The following is a 19,754-nucleotide window of genomic DNA, read 5'->3' as shown; positions in this document are numbered from 1 at the left end:
ACGACGACGCGGCGCCGGAAGTCAGCTCTCCGGGTGAGTGGCTCGCGGCCGGCGATCGGGGGACGTGCCGCGGTCCCCGTCGAGGGGCGATCGCAGCCGATACAGCGTGAACCCGGCCGCCAGCACACCGAAGAGCACGAGCATTCCCATGTCGAACACCCACCAGCCGCTGTAGTGCGTCCAGGTCAGCACGTCGGCGGCCAGCGAGTCGACTTTGTGCAGGTTCACCGTCGACGCCGTGGCCGCGAAACCCCACTGGGCCGGGACGAACCAGCTGATCTGCTGCAGGCCCCACCGGCTCACCAGCTGCACGAGGCTCCCGTTGAACAGCGCGGACGCCAGGATCACCGGGACCACCAACGGCAGGACCTCCCGCAGTGACGTCCCCAGCGACGACAGCGCGAGGCCGATGACCGCGGACACGACCGCGGTGGCGGCCACGCTCGCGTACAGCTCGACCGAGGCGTCGTGCAGCGCGACGGCGCCGGACCCGGGCGCGCCCTTGACCGCGATGACGATCGCGACCACGAACCCGGCCCAGACGGCCGCGGCCAGGCCGTACACGATGACCTTGGCGGTCAGGTAGGCCGGGGCCGACAGGCCGACTTGCTGCTCGCGCCGGAAGACCCGGTGCTCGCACACCAGCGCGCGGACGGTCAGGGCCGTGCCGAGGAGTACCGCGGCGACGTTGAGGGCGGCCAGGATCTCGATGGCTTCGTGGGCGTTGGTGCTGCCCGGGTCTGGTCTCTTCAGTCCGGATTCACCCGGGATCAGCAGCGCCAGGCCCGCCAGCGCGAACGGCAGGACCGCCAGGAACGCGAACGAGACGCGCCGGCCGAGCAGCAGGTGAGCCTCGCGCCGGGCCACCAGCCGGATCTGCCGGCCGCCGGGAAGCCGGGGTGGCGGCGGGCCGGGGGCCGCGACCTCTGCGGGGGTGGCCGGTGCCGCCTGCGGCCGCGCGCGGAAGGCGCGGTGGGCTGCCGCCGGATCGGCGCCGACGCGCGCGAGCACCGCCGACCAGTCGGCGGTGCCCATCGCGGACTCGATCTGCAGCGGTGTACCGAGATACGCCATCTCGCCGGCACCGGTGAGCACCAACACCTGGTCGCACGCGTTGACGTCGGCGAGCGACGTGCGCGCCGAGATCGCCACCACCACGACACAGCCGAGATCGGCCTGGTGCCGCAAGACCGCCATGACCCGGCGTTGTTGGGCCGCGTCCAGCCCGGCGGTGGGTTCGTCGACCACGAGCAGGCCCGGCCGGGTGACGAGCTCGACCGCCAGGGCGGCGCACCGGCGCACCTCCGGCGCGAGTTTGCGGATTCTGGTGTCGCGGTGTGGCGTCAGCCCGAGCTCGTCGAGAACCTGGCTGACCACGCGGTCGCGCTCCCCGGGCAAGGTGTCCGGCGGCAGCCGCAGTTCGGCGGCATACCGCACCACGCGCGCGACCGTGAGCTGCGGGTGCAGACGGTCGTCACGCGGGACCACCCCGATGCGGGTCCGCATGGACTCGGGCTCCGCGTGCACGTCGTGCCCGTCCACGGTGACGCGCCCCGAGCTGGGTGCCCCGGCGCCGGCCAGCAACGCGAGCAGCGCGGCATTGCGGGCGGCCGACGGCCCGACGACCGCGGTCATGGCCCCCGGCTGCGCGGTGAACGAGATGTCCGACAGCGTGTCGTGTCCGTCGACGGTCAGCCCCAGCCGGTAAGCCGTCACGCCGGTGGTCCGGGACGCGGTCCGCAGCGGCAGGCGAAAGGTGGAGCCGGCTTCCTGCGTGCGGAACGAGGGGCGCTGCGCGCGCAGCCTGCTGGTCACCATGCGCTCGATCAGACCGGGGCCCTTGGGCGGGCCGTGTTGCGCGGCCGGCGGAATCGGAGGCGCGACCGGAGGCGGCGGGCCGGGCTGGACTGGCCGCGGGGCGACGGGCGGTGGGGGCGCGACGACGGGCATGCGCCGGGTGGCGCTGCGGGTGGGAGGAACCGGCGGGGGATGTCCGGGTGGTGGCGCGGGTGCGGACCCGATTTGAAAGAACAGGCGCGGACCGTGCCGGTCATCGCCGAGGGCGATCCCCAGGCCGTCGTGGATCTCGAGGGTCGGGATCCGGGAGCGGCCGGCGAAGATGCCGCGGCGGCTCAGATCGATAGCCACCCATTGGGTTCCGGTGAACCGCAGGATCACATCGATTCGGGGGGCCGGCGCCGGCTGAGTGGGATCGGCGAGGCGCTCCAGCGGAATGTCGGCTCCCGGGCCGTAACCCACCAGCACGTCGCGGCCCGGCGCGAAGACATATTTCGTCGGTCCGGCCCAGACGGTCAACGAGGCCGGAAGGGCCGAAGCCTCGGTCGGCATGGCCGCCACCTTTCGTCACCGGTCCGTTCGTTGCTGTCACCCTCGGGGCCGGCGCGCCCCCGGTCGCCGCGCTCGTCTATGTGTCTACCCTTGCCCGAGCCCCGATGACCAGGGTCGGGCGGTTCACAACGCGGCGCGGCGCCCGGCCAGTGAAGTGGTGCGCGTGGCGTTGTCGAGCAGCCCGCGCAACACCTCGACTGCTTGCATCAGCACCTGACGGTCCGCGGGGGCCAGCAGCGCCAACTGCGGTTCGATCGCGGCGGCGCGGTCGGCCCGCACCGCGTTGAGCGTGCGCCTGCCTTCGGCCGTGATGCGGATCCGGACCGCGCGCGCGTCGCCGGGGTCGGGCGTCCGTGTGACCAGGCCCGCCTCTTCGAGGCGGCGTACCTGCGTCGTCATCGTGGGCTGGGAACAGTGGTCGACGGCGGCCAGGTCGCCGATCCGGGCTTCGCCGTGAGCTTCGATGGTGGCCAGCAGCCTCGCCTGTGCGGCGGGTAAGGGCATCTGGATGCGTTGGGTGGCCATGCGGTTGAGCCGGGCGACCACGGCGAGCAGGTCGGCTCCCAGTCCCTGCGCTCCCTCGAGCTTTGCGGCATCGACGACGTTGTCCATGCATCCATGGTTGCATAGCTTTGCTAAGCGAGGCTGAAGCGGCGACGCGTTTCTGCCATCCGCAGCGCAGCCGGTGCAATGACGGGACCTGGCGCCGGGGCCTGGCACAATCGTTGAAGTGAGAACCCCGCCCCCGGTCCGTTTGCGCGATCGGGGTGGACCCTTGCGACCGCCCGAGTTGGCGCAGGCGTCGGTCATGGGGGCGCTCTGCGCGGTGATCGCCATCATCGCCACCGTCATCCCGTTCGCGCAGGGGTTGGCGCTGCTGGGCACGGTGCCCATGGCGCTGTTGGCCTACCGTTACCGGCTTCGGGTGCTCGTCGCCGCAACGGTGGCCGCCGGGATGATCACCTTCCTCATTTCCGGACTGGGCAGCCTGGCCGCCGTCCTCAACTGCGTGTACATCGGTGGGTTGACCGGACTGGTGAAACGCAGGGGCCGGGGCGCACCGACGGTGGTCGTCGCGTCGTTTCTCGCCGGAGCCGCCATCGCCGGTGTGACCGTCGGGATGTTGGCAGTGCTGATTCGGTTGCGGCACTTGATTTTTCAGGTCATGACCGCGAACGTGGACGGCATTGCCGCATTCCTGGTGCGGGTACACCTGCGCGGGGTCGCCGCCGACGTCCAGCGCAGTTTCGCCTATGCGCTGCACTACTGGCCCTGGTTGATGCTCTTCTATCTCATCTACGGGGTGATGATCTCGTCGGTGATCGGCTGGTGGGTGCTGTCGCGGCTGTTGGAGCGGATGCACAACATTCCCGACGTACACAAGCTGGACACCGCCGAGGGTGCTGACGATGCGGATGCCGCTATCGGTCCCGTGCCGGTGCGGTTGGTCGACGTCCGGTTTCGCTATCCGGGCGCCACCCAGGACGCGTTGCGTGAGATCAGCCTGGACCTCGAGGTCGGCGAACATGTCGCGGTGGTCGGCGCGAACGGTTCCGGCAAGACGACCCTGACGCTGATCCTGGCCGGCCGGGAACCGACGTCGGGTGCCGTATATCGTCCCGGCGCAGTGGGTTTGGGCATGGTCGGCGGCACGTCGCTGGTGCTTCAGCACCCCCAAACCCAGGTCCTGGGCTCCCGGGTCGCCGACGACGTGGTCTGGGGGCTGCCGCCGGGCGCCGAAGTCGACGTGAATCGGTTACTGGCCGAGGTCGGCCTAGAGGGCCTCGCCGAGCGCGACACCGGGAGTCTGTCCGGCGGGGAACTGCAGCGGCTGGCGCTGGCCGCGGCACTGGCCCGGGAGCCGGCGCTGCTGATCGCCGACGAGTTCACCAGCATGGTCGACCAGCGGGGCCGCGAACTCCTGCTCGACGCCCTGTCCGGTCTCCCCGAGCGGCACCGGACAGCCCTGGTGCACATCACGCACTTCGACAACGAGGCCGCCTCGGCGGACCGCACGATCAACCTCAGCGATTCGTCCGACAACAGCGGCATGGTCGAGATCGCGCCGGCGCCGGCGCCAACCGTCGTCGCCGGCCCCGGCTCCGGCACACCGATCCTCGAGGTGGTGGGGGTCGGGCACGAATATCACAGCGGCACGCCGTGGGCGAAGACGGCCCTGCGCGACATCAGCTTCCGGGTGGAGCAAGGTGACGGGCTGTTGATCCACGGCGGCAACGGTTCTGGCAAGTCGACCCTGGCGTGGATCATGGCCGGATTGACCGTGCCCACCGAGGGCGTCTGCCTGATCGACGGCGAACCCACGCACCGGCACGTCGGCGCGGTGGCCCTGTCCTTCCAGACCGCCCGGCTGCAGCTGATGCGCAGCCACGTCAACCTGGAAGTGGCCTCGGTCGCCGGTTTTTCGCATCGGGATGACGACCGCGTGGCCTCGGCGCTGACCGCGGTCGGGCTGGACCCCGCACTCGCCGAGCGTCGCATCGATCAGCTCAGCGGTGGGCAGATGCGCCGCGTGGTGCTTGCCGGACTGTTGGCGTGTTCGCCCCGGGTCCTGATTCTCGACGAACCTTTGGCGGGGCTGGACGCCGACAGCCAGCGCGGTTTGCTGCGTGTGCTCGCGAATCTGCGTCGCACGCGCGGCCTGACGCTGGTGGTCATCTCGCACGACTTCGTCGGTCTCGATGAGGTTTGTCCGCGGACCATCCGGCTGAGCAACGGGGAACTGGAAGCGGTGTCCACCACCGCCGCGGCGGGGGGCCTGGCGTGACGGCGGCACCCATTTCGGCATCCACCTCGGCGCCCGAGGCGAACCGAAGGCGATCCAAGTCGGTTGTCCTGCTGGTCCCGGTGCCCGGCGACTCGGCCATCCACGACCTGTGGGCCGGCACCAAACTGCTTGTCGTCTTCGGTGTTTCGGTGCTGCTCACCTTCTACCCGGGCTGGACGACGATCGCGTTGGTGGCGGCGCTGGTGGCGGCCGCGGTGCGGATCGCACGCATCCCGCGTGGCGCGCTGCCGCCGATTCCGCGGTGGCTGTGGGCCCTGCTCGCGTTGGGCTTTGTGACGGCGTCCTTTGCCGGCGGCAGTCCGAACATACCGGTGGGCGGTCTGGTCATCGGGCTCGGTGGGGCCCTGCAATTCCTCAGGATCACCGCATTGTCGGTGGTGCTGCTGGGGCTCGGAGCGATGGTGTCGTGGACCACAAATGTCGCCGAAATCGCCCCTGCTGTAGCGACATTGGGTCGTCCGCTGAAACTGCTGCGTATTCCGGTCGACGAATGGGCGGTGGCCCTGGCCCTCGCGCTGCGCGCCTTCCCGATGCTGATCGACGAATTTCAGGTGCTCTACGCCGCCCGCCTGTTGCGGCCCAACCGGACGCCCTCGGGCCGTCGGGCGCGGTTGCGGCAGCAGAGCCGGGGGGCGATCGATCTGATGGCCGCGGCGATCGTGGTGACTCTGCGCCGGGCCGACGAGATGGGTGACGCGATTACCGCCCGCGGGGGCATCGGTCAGCTATCGGCCAGCCCGGCGCGGCCGAAACGGGCTGACTGGTTGACGCTTGCCATCGCCGTGTGCGTCGGCGTCGCCGCGATAGTGATCGAGATCGTGCTGCCGCAAGTGGGCTGACGCCGTCCTCCCGGGCGCGTTGCCTGCCGGGCGTCACGGCCGCATCCGGTCGATGAGGTTGGACAACACGACGATGCTCTCGCTGCGCTCGATATCGGCGCTGGACCGGATCCGTTCCAGCGCGGTCTCCAGATGCCGCATGTCGCGGGCGAGCACATGCAGCAGCGCATCCGGGGTGCCGGTGACCGTCGCGGCGCTGAACACCTCGGGGATGTCCACCCAGGCCGCCCGCAGCTCGTCGGGCGCGATCCGGCCGTGGCAGAACACCTGGACATAGGCCTCGGTGTGCCAGCCCAGCGCGTTGCGGTCGATGACCGTGGTGAAGCTCTTGATGACGCCGCTGTCCAGCATCCGGTCGACGCGGCGTTTCACCGCCGGCGCAGACAGATTCACCTTCTCGCCGATCTCGGCGAAGGTGGCCCGCGCATGCTCGGTCAGCTCGGCGAGGATGCGCTCGTCGGTCTCGTCCAAGCGGTCCATCCGGCCCCTCCCTGTTCGTCGAACAACAAATCGCCGATTACGTGACAATAACGCAATGGATCGACACCAGACACGCAATATGCGCGCTTTGATTAAATGCGGCCGCCTAAATATCGTTGATTCATGACGGAACAACACCTCGCTACGCCCCCGACCGCGAGGCGGTCGACCGGGACCGTCACGCTCGGCCGCACCCCGAGCGTCCGCCGGTACGCGATGACGCCGCCGGCCTATTTCGCCGTCGAATACGCGATCAACCCCTGGATGGATGTCACCGCGCCCGTGGATGCCGGCCTCGCGCAGGCGCAGTGGGAGAACCTGTACGACACCTACCTCCGGTTGGGGCATCACGTCGATGTGGTCGAGCCCGTGGCCGGGTTGCCGGACATGGTCTATGCCGCCAACGGCGGGTTCGTCGCGCACGATGTCGCGATCGTCGCCAGGTTCCGCTTCGCCGAGCGCGCCGGCGAAGCGCGGGCGTACGCCCGGTGGATGGCGTCGCTCGGCCACCGGCCCGTCTACACCCGGCACGTCAACGAAGGGCAGGGCGACCTGCTGAAGGTCGGCGATATCGTGTTGGCCGGCTGGGGATTTCGCACCGACCGGCGTGCGCATCCGGAAATCTCCGCGGCGCTGCGCGCGCCGGTGATCTCACTGGAACTGGTGGACCCCCGCTTCTACCACCTCGACACGGCCCTGGCCGTTCTCGACGACCACACCATCGCGTTCTACCCGCCGGCCTTCAGCGCCGCCGCCCAGGAGCAACTGGGCGCGCTGTTCCCCGACGCCCTCATCGCCGACACCGCCGACGCCTACGTGCTGGGCCTCAACGTCGTCTCCGACGGCCTGCACGTGGTGCTGCCCAGCGCGGCAACGGGTTTCGCGGCACAACTGCGCCGGGCGGGCTTCGAGCCGATCGGCGTCGATTTGTCCGAGCTGCTCAAGGGCGGCGGTTCCGTCAAGTGCTGCACATTGGAGGTATTCCCATGACGATTCTCGATGCGCAGACATCGCAGAAGGTCACGGCAAGCCGAATCGAGACCGCGATCAGATTGGTGGAAAGACGTGCGGCGCACAACTATTCGCCGCTTCCTCTGGTAGCCGCGAGCGCCGAGGGCGCATGGATCACCGACATCGACGGCCGGCGCTTCCTGGACTGCCTGTCCGCCTATTCCGCGGTGAACTTCGGTCACCGCAACCCGGAGATCACCGCCACCGCGCACGCGCAACTCGACACCGCGACGGTGGTCAGCCGCGCGGTGCATTCCGACCGGCTCGGGCCCTTCTGCGCCGCGCTGGCCTACCTGTGCGACAAGGACATGGTGCTGCCGATGAACTCGGGTGCCGAGGCCGTCGAAAGCGGGCTCAAGGTCGCCCGCAAGTGGGGCGCCGAGGTCAAGGGCGTGCCCGCGGACCAGGCCAACATCATCGTGGCCGACAACAACTTCCACGGCCGCACGATCAGCATCGTCAGCTTCTCCTCGGATCCCGCGGCCCGCAATGGATTCGGCCCCTACACACCGGGATTCCGTTCGGTGCCGTTCGGTGATACCGCGGCACTGGCCCAGGCGATCGACGACAACACCGTCGCGGTGCTGCTCGAGCCGATTCAGGGGGAAGCCGGCATCATCGTCCCGCCCGACGACTACCTGCCCGCGGTCCGCGCGCTGTGCAGCGAGCACAACGTGTTGATGATCGCCGATGAGATCCAGTCAGGCCTGGCGCGCACCGGCTACACGTTCGCCTGCGACCGGTGGCGGGTGGTCCCCGACGTCTATCTGCTGGGCAAGGCGCTGGGCGGCGGGGTGGTGCCGCTGTCCGCGGTGGTGGCCGATCACGACGTCCTGGGCGTGTTGCACCCCGGCGAACACGGTTCCACCTTCGGCGGCAATCCGCTGGCCGCCGCGATCGGCACCACGGTGGTGTCCATGCTGGCGCGCGGTGAATTCCAGGCCCGGGCGACCGCGCTGGGCGCGCATCTGCACCGGCGGCTGCGGCGGCTGATCGGGCACGGCGTGCAGGAGGTACGGGGTCTGGGTCTGTGGGCAGGCGTCGATGTCGACCCCGCGCTGGGAACCGGCAAGGAGATCAGCCTGCGGCTGGCCGATCGCGGCGTACTGGTGAAAGACACCCACGGCTCGACGCTGCGTTTCGCTCCGCCTCTGGTGGTCACCGCCCAGGAGATCGAGTGGGCGGTCGGCCAGCTTGCCGCGGTATTGCGGGAGGCTGCCTCATAATCAGCTGATCCGGCCACAGGAGGGTGCTTGCCAGCAACGTCGATCAGCCTGAGAGAGCAGATGCTGCGGCGGCGCCCGGTGGAGGGTGCGCATGCCGCGCAGGGGGCCGCGGATCACCTCAAGCGCGGCATCGGGGCGTTTCAGTTGACGATGTTCGGAGTCGGCTCGACGGTGGGCACCGGCATCTTCTTCGTCATGTCGCAGGCGGTCCCCGAAGCCGGGCCGGGAGTGGTCGTCTCCTTCCTCATTGCCGGCATCGCCGCCGGGCTCGCGGCGGTCTGTTACGCCGAGTTAGCCTCGGCGGTACCGGTTTCGGGGTCGTCGTATTCGTATGCGTACACCACGCTGGGTGAGGTGGTGGCCGTCGGCGTGGCGGCCTGCCTGCTACTGGAATACGGGGTGGCGACTGCCGCGGTCGCGGTCAACTGGAGCGGCTATCTTAACAAGCTGCTGGGCAATGTCCTGGGATTCCAGCTGCCGCAAGCCGTGTCGGCCGCACCGTGGGACGCCCAGCCCGGCTACCTGAATGTGCCCGCGATCCTGCTGATCGCGATGTGCGCGTTGTTGCTCATTCGCGGCGCCAGCGAATCGGCCAAAGTCAACGCGGTCATGGTGCTGATCAAACTCGGGGTCTTGGTGGTCTTCGCCGTCGTCGCCTTCACCGCGTTCGACGCGAACCACTTTCGCGACTTCGCGCCCTTCGGTGTTTCCGGCATCGGTTCGGCCGCCGGCACCATCTTCTTCTCCTACATCGGGCTCGATGCGGTGTCGACCGCGGGTGACGAAGTGAAGGACCCGCAGAAAACCATGCCGCGCGCACTGATCGGCGCGCTACTGACCGTCACCGGCGTGTACGTGCTCGTCGCGGTGGCCGCGCTGGGCACCCAGCCGTGGCAAAACTTCGCCGGGCAGCAGGAAGCCGGGCTGGCCACGATTCTCGACAATGTCACCCACGGCGGCTGGGCCGGAACGATTCTGGCCGCCGGAGCGGTCATTTCGATCTTCAGCGTCACGCTGGTCACCATGTACGGCCTGACTCGCATCCTGTTCGCCATGGGCCGCGACGGGCTGCTGCCCGCGAGATTCGCGACGGTGAACGCCCGCACCGTGACCCCGGTGCACAACACGGTGATCGTCGCCGTCGCGGCCTCGGCCCTGGCCGCCTTCATCCCGCTGCAGAAGCTTGCCGACATGGTGTCGATCGGCACGCTCACCGCGTTCCTCGTCGTGTCCGTGGGCGTCATCGTCTTGCGGGTGCGCGAGCCGGACCTGCCGCGGGGATTCAAGGTCCCGGGATATCCCGTCACGCCGATCCTTTCGGTGGCGGCCTGCGGCTACATCCTCGCGAGCCTGCACTGGTACACCTGGATCGCGTTCAGCGGCTGGGTGTTGCTGGCGCTGATTTTCTATGTCATCTGGGGCCGCCACCACAGCGCGCTCAACGACGAGACGGTCGAGCGATCGTCCGGCGACGCCCAGTGATTTCACTGGCGCGCGGCGGCGGCGTTGGCCGCCGCCTGGGCCCGCTGCAGCGTCGCCGCGACATCGCCACGGCCCAGGAACATTTCGTCGAAGTATGACCGCAGCGCGTCGTTGCCCGCGGCGAAGCCGGCCCCGCCGGGGGCCGGGATGCGCGGGCCGTCCAGCACGGTGAAGAAGGGGGTGACGTCGACGCCCCTGCCGGCCCAGTACCGGAAGTAGACCGGTTGCGCCGAGGACACCGCGGGGATGGCCGCGCCGTAACGCCCCAGGTATTCGTTGCCCTGCTTGCTGCCCATCCAGGCCAGCACCTGACGCACGGCGTCCGGGTGCTTCGTCGCCGCATTGCCCGCTGCGGCAATGCCATTGGTGACGCTGACCCGTCCCGCCGGGCCGGCGGGCATCATCGCCACACCCCAAGGGAAGCGGGCGTCGCGCGCCACCGGCGCCAGGTTGTAGGTGCCGGACTGAAAGAGCGCGATTCTGCCGGCCAGGAACTGGTTGCGGCAGAAGTCGCCGTTGTCGTTGGTGTCGGCGGCGGGCGGCGCGACGTGGTCGCGGTTGATCAGGTCGACGAGATACCGGAAGGCCGTCACGGCGCCGGGGTTGTCGAAGGCGAAGGCGTCGCCTCGCTGGAACACCCCACCCGCCGAGCCGATGTAGTTCAGGTAGATGCCCTGGGGGTCGTTGGACGCGTTGTACGCCCACTGCCGCACCCGCCCGGCATCGAAATATGGTGTGTCGCCCCGGTTTCCGCTGGCATCGACGGTGAGGCGGCGTAGCTGGGCGCGCAAGGTGTCGTCGCCGTCCGGGCTCCACCGCAGGGCGTTCAGCCCGGCGGGATCGACGCCGGCCGCGGCGAGCAGATCGGCGTTGTAGTACAGCGCGATTCCGGCGTCGGTCAGCTGCGGCACGCCCCACAGCCTGCCGTGACGGGTGAACTGCTCGACGACCGGGCGCTCCCACTCCGAGGCGGCCCGGGGCCCGAGCGCTTTGCCGATGTCCAGCAGCCTGCCGCTGTCGGCGTAGGCCGCGAGGTAGGCGTTGGACAGCCAGAAGATGTCGTCGGCGCTGCCCCCGGCCACGTCGGTGCGCAGGGTGTTGAAGTACGTCGAGTACGACACCAGGTTCAGGTGCACCTCGATGCCGGGATGGGCACGGCCGAAGGCCGCGAAGGATTCCCGATAGGCCGCCCCGATCTGGTCGCCCCAGATGCGGACCGTGACGATGGTCTTGCCGCCATGGGGCTGGGCCGAGTAATCCAGCAGCACCGCCGCCGCGGCCAACAGCACAGCCACCAGCGCAACCGATCCCGCGACCAAGGTGGAGAAGCGGGGCCGGCTCACTTGAGCCCCGACACCACGATCGAGGCGACGATGTGGCGCTGGAACCCCACGAACAGCGCGATCAGCGGCACGATCGCGACCGTGGTCGCCGCCATCACCAACGTCCATTGCGAATTGAACCGCGACTGCAGGTCGGCGGTGGCGACGGTGAGCACCCGCCACTTGTGCCCGCTGGTGATCACCAGCGGCCACATGAAGTTGTTCCACTGCGAGACCACGGTGATCAACGCCAGCGCGGCCAAAACCGGTCGACTGGACGGGATCACCACGTGCACGATCACGTCCAGGGTCTTCCCCCCGTCCAGGCGGGCGGCGTTGATCAGGTCGTTCGGGATCATCCGAAAGTGCTCACGCATCAGGAAGATCGCGTACGGCGAGCCGAACATGAACGGCAACACCAGCGCCCAGAATGTGTTACGCAGGCCGAGCTGCGCCATCATCAGATACAGCGGAACCACGGTGACCGTGCCCGGCACCATCAGCGTCGCGATGTACACCCAGAACAGCGCGTCCCGCCCGGGAAACCGCAAGCGGGCGAAGGCGTACGCGGCCAGCACCGAAAAGGTCAACTGGCCCACCAGGATCACCGCCGTCATCAAGGCGGTCACCGCCGCCGCGCGGCCGAACCCGGCCCCGCCCAGGTTGGCGAAATTCGACAGCGTCGGCGGCCGGGGCAGTTGCAACGGGGTACCCGTGACGAATTGGTGTGCCGAGGTGAACGCGGTCATCAATCCAAGTGCGAACGGCGCCAACGTGATCAACGCGCCCAGCGACAGCCCGGCGTAAATCAGCACATTCGCGGTGATTGATGGTCCGACGCCTCCTCGGGCCGCGCCGGCCCGCATCGTTGTCGAACGACGGCTAGGTGAGGTCATAGCTGATCCGTCGCCGGAAATACACGTGCTGAACCAGGGTGACCCCGATCAGGATCACGAACAGCACCACCGCCATCACCGATGCCCGGCCGATGGCCGCCGAACCGAAAGCCTCGGCGTAGATGCGATGGGCCACCAGGTCGGTGCTGCCGGCCGGTCCGCCGTCGGTGAGCGCGTACACCATGTCGAAAACCTGTGCCGTGCTGACGATCCCGGTCACCAGCACGAAGAAGGTCGTCGGGCGCAGCATGGGAATGGTGATCCGGCGGAAGCGCTGCCATGCGGTGGCGCCGTCGGTGCGTGCGGCGGCATGGATGTCCTCGGGGATCGCGAGCAGGCCCGCCAGAAACGACAACGAGACATAGCCCACGTTGGTCCACACCACGACGGCCGACACGAGGGGCAGCGCGAAACTGGGATCGGACAGCCATCCGATGCTGTGTCCCAATACCGTGCTCACGGCGCCGTCGGTGGGGGCCAGGATCCAGCGCCACAGCACCGCGATGGCCAGCGGCGCGCAGATCCACGGCAGCACGAACAGGGTGCGAAACAGGTTGGTGCCGCGAAGCCCGCGGGCCAGCATGATCGCGGCCAGCAGTCCCAGGGCGGTCTGCGCCGGCACCACGATCGCCACGAAGATGACCGTGACGAGCAGCGAGTTGCCGAATCCGGCGTCGGTCAGCACCGAGCGCCAATTGGACAGGCCGACAAAGTGCAGCGGGCCGAGCAGGTCCCATCGGCACAGGCTCAGCCAGAGCACCACCAGGATGGGCAGCAACAGAAAGGCGAGCACCCCGAACAGGCTCGGCGCCAGCAGCGCGTAGCCCAACGCCGTGGATCGAGGTTCAATCCCGCGTACCGCGCCGGCCATGGAGTAATTAAAGCGGGCGCCGCCGGGGTTTGGGGTGACCGGCCATTACGGTGGGAGCGTGACACCGAACCGGGGGATCGATGCTGACTTCCTCGACCTGCCGCGCCACGAGCTGGCCGACGCCGCGCTCTCGGCGGCCAAGGCCGCCGGGGCGACGCACGCCGACCTGCGCGTTCATCGCATCATCACCGAGATCGTCCAGCTGCGCGACGGTGAGCTGGAGACCGCGGTGATCAATCGTGAGATCGGTCTGGCGGTGCGGGTGATCGTCGACGGCACCTGGGGATTCGCCTCCCACGCGGAGCTCGCGCCGTCGGTGGCCGCCGAGACGGCACGGCGCGCGGTGCACGTCGCCACCACGCTGGCGGCGTTGAGCAGCGAGCGCGTCGAACTGGCGCCCGAACCGGTCTACAAGGACGCGACCTGGGTGTCGGACTACCGCATCGACCCGTTCGACATCTCGACCGCCGAAAAGATCGCCGTGCTGGAGGGCTACTCCGGGCGGCTGCTGAGCGCCGACGGCATCAACCACGTGTCGGCGATGCTGACCGCCGTCAAGGAGCAGACGTTCTACGCCGACACCTTCGGATCCTCGGTCACCCAGCAGCGGGTGCGGGTACTGCCGTCGCTGGACGCGGTGACCGTCGATCCCTCCGCAGGCAGCTTCGATTCGATGCGCACGCTGGCGCCCCCGATGGGGCGGGGCTGGGAGGTGCTGGCCGGTGACGAGGTGTGGAACTGGACCGACGAACTGGCGCAGCTGCCGTCATTGCTGGCCGAGAAGATCAAGGCGCCCACCGTTGTTCCGGGCCCTAAGGACCTGGTGATCGATCCGACCAACCTGTGGCTGACCATTCATGAATCAATCGGGCACGCAACCGAATACGACCGTGCGATCGGCTACGAGGCCGCCTACGCGGGCACGTCGTTCGCCACGCCGGACAAGCTGGGCACCATGCGGTACGGGTCGCCGGTGATGAACGTGACCGCCGACCGCACCGTCGAGTTCGGTTTGGCCACCATCGGCTACGACGACGAAGGGGTGGCCGCGCAAAGCTGGGATCTGGTGCGCGACGGCATCTTTACCGGCTACCAGCTCGATCGGGTGTTCGCGCAACGGTTGGGGCGGCCGCGCTCCAACGGATGCTCGTATGCCGACTCACCGCATCATGTGCCGATCCAGCGTATGGCCAATGTGTCGCTGCAGCCGGCGCCGGATGACGTGGGCACCGACGACCTGATCGGCCGGGTCGAGGACGGCATCTACATCGTCGGCGACAAGTCATGGTCAATCGACATGCAGCGCTACAACTTCCAGTTCACCGGCCAGAGGTTCTTCCGGATCCGCGAGGGCCGGCTCGACGGCCAGTTGCGTGACGTCGCGTACCAGGCCACTACCACCGAGTTCTGGAATTCGATGGAAGCCGTCGGGGGCCCGTCGACCTGGCGGCTGGGCGGGGCGTTCAACTGCGGCAAGGCGCAGCCCGGGCAGATCGCGGCGGTCAGCCACGGCTGCCCGTCGGCGTTGTTCCGCGGTGTCAACGTGCTCAACACGCGCACCGAGGGTGGCCGATGATCAGCCCGCAGCATGTCGTCAACATCGTGCTCGATGAGGCGGCCAAGCTCGGCGGCGCCGAAGAGACCATGGTGCTGGTCACCGACAGGGTCGAGGCCACGTTGCGGTGGGCAGGCAATTCGATGACCACGAACGGGGTTTCGGTGAACCGCAGCGTCACGGTGATCTCGGTGGTGCGCCGCGGGTTGGGCGCGCGCATCGGCACCGTGGTGTCCGCCGAGGCCGACCCTCGGGTGCTGCCCGGGCTGGTGGCCGCGTCGCAGGAGGCGGCCACCGCGGCGCCGGAGGCGGGCGATGCCGCGCCGCTGCTCGGCGACACCGGGGTGCCGGTCGACTGGGACGCGCCGGTGCCCGGCACCGGGCCCCTGATCTTCTCGGACGTCGCCGACTCGCTGAGCCGTGGTTTCCGTGGCGAGGATCGGCTGTACGGCTTTGCCCACCATAGTGTTTCGACGACGTTCCTGGCGTCGTCGACCGGACTGCGCCGACGCTTCACCCAGCCCAACGGCGCGGTCGAGATTAACGCCAAACGCGGCGACGCCAGTGCCTGGGCGGGTGTCGGAACCTCCGACTTCGTCTCTGTGCCAACCGATCTGATGCTTGAGCAACTATCGACGCGGCTGGGCTGGGCAGGGCGCAGCGTCGAACTGCCGGCAGGCCGCTACGAGACGATCATGCCGCCCTCGACGGTGGCCGACATGATGATCTACATGGCGTGGTCGATGGCCGGCCGCGGCGCGCAGGAGGGCAGGACCGCGTTCTCGGCGCCCGGCGGCGGAACGCGGGTGGGGGAGCGGCTCACCGACCTGCCGCTGACGCTCTTCTCCGATCCGATGGCGCCCGGCCTCGCCTGCACGCCGTTCGTCGCGGTCAGCAGTTCCTCGGAGACGACGTCGGTGTTCGACAACGGAGCGGACATCACTCACGTGGACTGGATCCGCGAGGGGGTGATCAACACGCTGGCCTATCCGCGGGCCACTGCGGCCAGGTACGGTGTCGACGTCGCGGTCGCGGCCGACAACCTGGTGATGACCGGGGGGACGGCCGGTCAGGACGACATGATCGCGGCTACCGAGCGCGGCCTGCTGCTGACCACCCTGTGGTACATCCGCGTCGTCGACCCCACCACCCTGTTGTTCACCGGGCTCACCCGCGACGGCGTCTACCTCATCGAGGACGGCCGGGTGACCGCGGCGGTCAACAACTTCCGGTTCAACGAGAGTCCGTTGGACCTGCTGCGGCGGGCCACCGAAGCCGGCGTCAGCGAAAAGACCCTGCCGCGCGAATGGGGTGATTGGGCCACCCGTGCCGCCATGCCGTCGCTGCGGATACCCGACTTTCACATGTCGTCGGTGAGCCAGGCTCAATAACTCATTGCCCGCCCGGCAACGTCCGATCTAGCGTGTGATGCATGGCGGCTCCGGCTTCTGCTCGACAAGACCAGCTCGCGCGGTTGGTGGCGGTGGTTCCCGAGGCCGCCGCGGCCGCGCGCATCGTGGCGCTGGCTCGCCGGGTGTGCGCGGAGACGACGTCGCTGCCGCCGCTGCCCGCGAGTGTCGAGGTGGGCGAGCCGGAATCGGAAGCCGAGGCCGCCGTCGCGGAGTTCGCCGAACAGTTCAGTGCCGACGTCTCCTCGGTCACCGCCGCGCAGCGCTCGCGATTGTGGAAACAGCTCGGGGACCGCACCTTTGGCGTCGTCGTGCACATCTATATCGCCGACTTCGTCCCCCGGGTGCGGGCCGGGCTGGAAGCGCTCGGGGTCGGCACGCAGTATCTGCGCTGGGTCGATGAACCGATCATCTGGGATCACACCACCGATCCGTCGGATTTGGTGTTCAACGACTTTTTAATCGCGGTGGCGCGAATGCGTGCGCTCGACCCCGTCGCCTCCGAACTGGTTCGGCTGCGCGGGGCGGCGCAGCACCATTGCCGGTTGTGCAATTCGCTTCGCGAGGGCGGCGCGCTTGATGCCGGTGGCTCGGAGACGTTGTACCAAGAGATCGGGCGCTTCGAATCGTCGAGTTTGCTCGACGCCCGCGCCAAAGCAGCGCTTCGCTATGCGGATGCGCTAATTTGGACGCCCGCGCACCTCGTCGCCGACGACGCCGCCGAGGTGCGCTCCCGGTTCTCCGAGGCCGAGGCCGTCGAGCTCACCTTCGACGTCATGCGAAATGCCAGCAATAAGATCGCCGTTTCGTTGCGCGCCGACGCGCCGCGCGTCGAGAACGGCACTGAGCGGTACCTGCTCGACGCCGACGGCCAGACGGTATTCAGCTGAATTGCCGGCGGCTGCGCGCCGCGTGGCCCGGGCCTTAGCTGGCAGCGCGGTGGCATGCGAGCCGCGGTCGCCCGGAACGGTTGTGGCGCGGCGTTGTGCGGGGGTCAGCCGCCTACCGCCCCGAGGGTGGGGCCGCGAAATGTTAACCATTCGTACACGCACGCGCAAGCATGCGTTTCCGCTGTGTGTGAGGGTCATTCGCTACTTTTAGCCCGTTCGCCGACACTGAAATGACACTGAGAAGTGACGGTAACGAGATGGCAATGTGGCCCGACCAGGCTGACCACGGATCGTGCGCCATTGGGCGGCGGTCCGAATGGCCTGGCATTTCACTTGTTTGCAGGATTTCCAGCTTGGGTTGGGTCGAACACGACGACGTTCCGCAGAGGGAGGTTCGGAAATGACGACAACCGGTACAGGCTCGCGCGTCCGCGTGCCATTGGTCTGGGCTGCCGGCGTGGCAGTGGGCGCATCGATGCTCGGCACCGCCGTGCTGTCGGCGCCGCACGCGTCGGCCACCTGCAATTTGAGTCAGGCCGACGATCAGTACATCAACCTGCTGGCGCAGAACAAGATGGTGCACAACGCTGATTTCAGTGACTGCCATGAGGCCGCCGAGGGGCGTTGGTTCGCCGACCAGGTCCGGACCCATCCCAACCCGTTCGGAGAGGCTCAAGAGCTGATCAACATGATCACCAGCACCACGCCGATGTCTCAAGCCCAGGCGGAGTGGGAGGTTGAGTCGGCGATTTATGTATACGCGCCAGAGATTATACCCAAGATCAAGGACCAAGCCACAAAAGCAAACTGGCCTAGCGAATAGCGAGAGCCATTGCCGCGCAATTTCTTTGACGCGCTCAGAACGAAAACGGCCAGGAGGGCTTTGCCCCTGGCCGTTTTCGCTGCCCATGTCAGCTAACTCGGTACAGCCGTAGCGGCACCGTCGACCAACGGCGTTGCCAGGAGCGTTTCGGACTGCCCGTTTTGCGCTGCCTCCAGTTGCCGCATTAGATCCGAATAGTTTCTGGCACAGCAATTTTAGCTAATTGCTGTTCATGCGCTGTTTGTCGGAATGCTCGTTTGCCGTGCTCATCGCCGGTGGTACCCGATCTTTGTCACGAAGGAAGGTAGCAAATTCCACTAAGGAGGTCCGGAGAAGTGACAACGACACGGTCGCGCCTGCAGCTACTGACGACGGGGGTCGCCGGCCTTGCGCTGGGGGCCGCGGCGTGCGGCGTTGGTGTGCTATCCGCGCCGCCGGCATCGGCGGCCTGCCGGTTGAGTCCGGCCGATGACCAGTACATCAATCTGCTGGCGCAGAACAAGATGGTGCACAACGCGGATTTCACCGATTGTCACGAGGCGGCTGAGGGGCGCTGGTTCGCCGATCAGGTTCGGTCCAACCCCAATCCGTTCGGCGAGGGCCAGGAGCTGGTCAACATGATCACCAGCACCAGGCCCATGAGTCAGGCCCAGGCCGAATGGGAGGTCGAGTCGGCGATCTACGTCTACGCGCCCGAGCTGATTCCCAAGATCAAGGCTCAAGCCCGCCAGCCGGCGCCCGCCTGACCGCGAAGTTGCCGGTGGGCGCTCCGACCCGGGGCGCCCACCGAGCAAGTCGGCTCGTGTAGTGGTGACGGTGCCGCCAGACGGACAATGAGTCCGCTCTTCCGCTACGGTTTCCTACGGAACAACCCCGTCGGGGCGGTAGCTCAGTTGGTTAGAGCCGCGGACTCATAATCCGTTGGTCGCGGGTTCGAGCCCCGCCCGCCCCACCGTATAGGGCCTGGTCAGGCGGATAGCAGGACGACCAAGGCGGTCTACTAGGACGTTATGTACGCGGCGCGTACGCGACGGACGGTTGCCGGCACGGCTAGCTAACAGGCGAAACGCCGCGCTGACGCCGCGACAGCAGTCGAGAGCCGATCCGCTGGGCGCGAAGGAACGGCACGCTCGTACAAAATTTTCACGAATTCCATGCGGGCTGCGCTCTCAGCCCGTTACGCTCCCGTCCGGGGTGGGCGCCCGTTAATTCTCAAAATCAACGTTGTGGGTGGGACATGCGCGTTCAACTTTTCATTGCTGCTGCGGCTATTGCGGGAGGGGCGTTAGCCATAGCGCCAGCGATCGTCGCAAGCGGGCCGACGACCATTCTGGCCGGTTGCGGCCACGGCTACTACCAGAACTCGGACGGACAGTGCATTCCCCACCCGACCGCTGGTGGAGGTTCAGGTGTTACTGCCGGTACCCCACCGGGTGCCGCTGGTGGTACTGGTAGCGATCCGATTCTCGTCGGCGGCACTGAAGGAAACTCCCCAGGAGTTGCCGGCAGTCCTGGCGGTGGCGGGGGTCCTGGAGCCAATCCCCCAGGAGCGACCGCCATATGCGGCGATGGCGATTACTCGTTTAGCACGCACCGCACCGGAACATGCTCGCGCCACGGCGGCGTCAAGCAGTGGCTTGGCAGTTAAGGGGTGCTAAGCCAACCCTTTTGCCCTGGCGGAAAGCTAGGTGCGAAATGGGCCGAGAACGTTTGCGGGAGGTTGCGTCCACCAAGGTGGTGTACGAGCCGGGCCGTGAAGTGAGAACCGGCGTGTCGTAGCCGGACGAATGAGGGT

17 protein-coding genes and 1 tRNA gene are annotated in these 19,754 nt (G+C 68.0%); 12 read left to right on the top strand and 6 right to left on the bottom strand.

From position 1 onward, the window contains the following. Positions 1-21 precede the first annotated feature (21 nt). Together OQ789_RS10330 and OQ789_RS10325 are read right to left on the bottom strand one after the other, a co-directional pair. On the bottom strand, positions 22-2,349 hold the full coding sequence (locus OQ789_RS10330; protein WP_324685482.1) for an ATP-binding cassette domain-containing protein: 2,328 nt from the start codon (positions 2,347-2,349) through the stop codon (positions 22-24). A 123-nt stretch (positions 2,350-2,472) separates the two neighbouring features. Continuing rightward, a complete protein-coding gene (locus tag OQ789_RS10325) occupies positions 2,473-2,961 on the bottom strand; it encodes a MarR family winged helix-turn-helix transcriptional regulator (RefSeq protein ID WP_324685480.1) in 489 nt (162 codons plus the stop codon). Between the two features lie 118 nt (positions 2,962-3,079). On the opposite strand from OQ789_RS10325, the gene OQ789_RS10320 reads away from it, so the two are divergent. Further along, a complete protein-coding gene (locus OQ789_RS10320; protein ID WP_324685478.1) occupies positions 3,080-5,134 on the top strand; it encodes an ATP-binding cassette domain-containing protein in 2,055 nt (684 codons plus the stop codon). Next, positions 5,131-5,994: a CbiQ family ECF transporter T component gene (locus OQ789_RS10315; protein WP_420716083.1), complete on the top strand. Its 864-nt coding sequence runs from the start codon at positions 5,131-5,133 to the stop codon at positions 5,992-5,994. The genes OQ789_RS10320 and OQ789_RS10315 overlap by 4 nt, the downstream gene beginning before the upstream one ends. A gap of 33 nt (positions 5,995-6,027) precedes the next feature. Here OQ789_RS10315 and OQ789_RS10310 read toward each other — a convergent pair whose 3' ends face one another. Beyond that, positions 6,028-6,474 carry an Lrp/AsnC family transcriptional regulator gene (locus OQ789_RS10310; protein WP_324685477.1) on the bottom strand — a complete coding sequence of 149 codons (447 nt, stop codon included), beginning with the start codon at positions 6,472-6,474 and terminating at the stop codon, positions 6,028-6,030. A gap of 123 nt (positions 6,475-6,597) precedes the next feature. Here OQ789_RS10310 and ddaH point away from each other — a divergent pair, with 123 nt between their 5' ends. From ddaH to OQ789_RS10295, 3 genes are read left to right on the top strand one after another with little or no spacing between them, the layout of a single operon-like run. Continuing rightward, on the top strand, positions 6,598-7,464 hold the full coding sequence (gene ddaH, locus OQ789_RS10305; RefSeq protein WP_324685476.1) for a dimethylargininase: 867 nt from the start codon (positions 6,598-6,600) through the stop codon (positions 7,462-7,464). Then, positions 7,461-8,711 (top strand): ornithine--oxo-acid transaminase, encoded by a 1,251-nt coding sequence (gene rocD, locus OQ789_RS10300; RefSeq protein ID WP_324685475.1) that lies wholly within the window; start codon positions 7,461-7,463, stop codon positions 8,709-8,711. Before ddaH ends, rocD begins: the two co-directional genes overlap by 4 nt. Positions 8,712-8,738: 27 nt before the next feature. After that, positions 8,739-10,193, top strand: coding sequence for an amino acid permease (locus OQ789_RS10295; RefSeq protein ID WP_324685474.1), 1,455 nt, complete (start codon positions 8,739-8,741; stop codon positions 10,191-10,193). 2 nt (positions 10,194-10,195) lie between these two features. Here the strand turns inward: OQ789_RS10295 and OQ789_RS10290 are convergent, their stop codons facing one another. The 3 genes from OQ789_RS10290 to OQ789_RS10280 are packed head-to-tail and all read right to left on the bottom strand — an operon-like array spanning position 10,196 to position 13,282. Next, positions 10,196-11,536 (bottom strand): extracellular solute-binding protein, encoded by a 1,341-nt coding sequence (locus OQ789_RS10290; RefSeq protein ID WP_324685473.1) that lies wholly within the window; start codon positions 11,534-11,536, stop codon positions 10,196-10,198. Then, the gene (locus tag OQ789_RS10285; protein ID WP_324685768.1) at positions 11,533-12,381 is read right to left on the bottom strand and encodes a carbohydrate ABC transporter permease; all 849 of its coding nucleotides are present in this window, start codon (positions 12,379-12,381) and stop codon (positions 11,533-11,535) included. Before OQ789_RS10285 ends, OQ789_RS10290 begins: the two co-directional genes overlap by 4 nt. Positions 12,382-12,397: 16 nt before the next feature. Continuing rightward, positions 12,398-13,282, bottom strand: coding sequence for a sugar ABC transporter permease (locus tag OQ789_RS10280; protein WP_324685472.1), 885 nt, complete (start codon positions 13,280-13,282; stop codon positions 12,398-12,400). Between the two features lie 58 nt (positions 13,283-13,340). On the opposite strand from OQ789_RS10280, the gene OQ789_RS10275 reads away from it, so the two are divergent. From OQ789_RS10275 to OQ789_RS10245, 7 genes are all read left to right on the top strand, one after another. Continuing rightward, a complete protein-coding gene (locus OQ789_RS10275) occupies positions 13,341-14,858 on the top strand; it encodes a TldD/PmbA family protein (RefSeq protein ID WP_324685471.1) in 1,518 nt (505 codons plus the stop codon). Continuing rightward, entirely contained in the window at positions 14,855-16,228 is a 1,374-nt protein-coding gene (locus tag OQ789_RS10270; RefSeq protein WP_324685470.1) for a TldD/PmbA family protein, read from the top strand. Before OQ789_RS10275 ends, OQ789_RS10270 begins: the two co-directional genes overlap by 4 nt. 41 nt (positions 16,229-16,269) lie before the next feature. Then, positions 16,270-17,136: a carboxymuconolactone decarboxylase family protein gene (locus tag OQ789_RS10265; protein WP_324685469.1), complete on the top strand. Its 867-nt coding sequence runs from the start codon at positions 16,270-16,272 to the stop codon at positions 17,134-17,136. Between the two features lie 400 nt (positions 17,137-17,536). Continuing rightward, on the top strand, positions 17,537-17,959 hold the full coding sequence (locus OQ789_RS10260) for a hypothetical protein (RefSeq protein ID WP_324685468.1): 423 nt from the start codon (positions 17,537-17,539) through the stop codon (positions 17,957-17,959). A 335-nt stretch (positions 17,960-18,294) separates the two neighbouring features. Continuing rightward, the gene (locus tag OQ789_RS10255) at positions 18,295-18,705 is read left to right on the top strand and encodes a hypothetical protein (RefSeq protein ID WP_324685466.1); all 411 of its coding nucleotides are present in this window, start codon (positions 18,295-18,297) and stop codon (positions 18,703-18,705) included. 132 nt (positions 18,706-18,837) lie between these two features. Continuing rightward, positions 18,838-18,911 (top strand) — tRNA-Ile (locus OQ789_RS10250). Positions 18,912-19,196: 285 nt separating this feature from the next. Further along, positions 19,197-19,607 (top strand): DUF3761 domain-containing protein, encoded by a 411-nt coding sequence (locus OQ789_RS10245; protein WP_324685465.1) that lies wholly within the window; start codon positions 19,197-19,199, stop codon positions 19,605-19,607. Positions 19,608-19,754 lie beyond the last annotated feature (147 nt).

Source organism: Mycobacterium sp. 94-17, from assembly GCF_035617725.1.
Lineage (GTDB): Bacteria > Actinomycetota > Actinomycetes > Mycobacteriales > Mycobacteriaceae > Mycobacterium.
Note: the sequence above shows the minus strand (reverse complement) of the source record. Positions and strands in the feature narration are given on the sequence as shown.

Coding starts and splice junctions, on each gene's coding strand:
- OQ789_RS10260 (WP_324685468.1), top strand. CDS start 17,537: ATGACGACAACCGGTACAGGCTCGCGCGTCCGCGTGCCATTGGTCTGG.
- OQ789_RS10265 (WP_324685469.1), top strand. CDS start 16,270: ATGGCGGCTCCGGCTTCTGCTCGACAAGACCAGCTCGCGCGGTTGGTG.
- rocD (WP_324685475.1), top strand. CDS start 7,461: ATGACGATTCTCGATGCGCAGACATCGCAGAAGGTCACGGCAAGCCGA.
- OQ789_RS10325 (WP_324685480.1), bottom strand. CDS start 2,961: ATGGACAACGTCGTCGATGCCGCAAAGCTCGAGGGAGCGCAGGGACTG.
- OQ789_RS10270 (WP_324685470.1), top strand. CDS start 14,855: ATGATCAGCCCGCAGCATGTCGTCAACATCGTGCTCGATGAGGCGGCC.
- OQ789_RS10245 (WP_324685465.1), top strand. CDS start 19,197: ATGCGCGTTCAACTTTTCATTGCTGCTGCGGCTATTGCGGGAGGGGCG.
- OQ789_RS10310 (WP_324685477.1), bottom strand. CDS start 6,474: ATGGACCGCTTGGACGAGACCGACGAGCGCATCCTCGCCGAGCTGACC.
- OQ789_RS10330 (WP_324685482.1), bottom strand. CDS start 2,349: ATGCCGACCGAGGCTTCGGCCCTTCCGGCCTCGTTGACCGTCTGGGCC.
- ddaH (WP_324685476.1), top strand. CDS start 6,598: ATGACGGAACAACACCTCGCTACGCCCCCGACCGCGAGGCGGTCGACC.
- OQ789_RS10285 (WP_324685768.1), bottom strand. CDS start 12,381: ATGCGGGCCGGCGCGGCCCGAGGAGGCGTCGGACCATCAATCACCGCG.
- OQ789_RS10280 (WP_324685472.1), bottom strand. CDS start 13,282: ATGGCCGGCGCGGTACGCGGGATTGAACCTCGATCCACGGCGTTGGGC.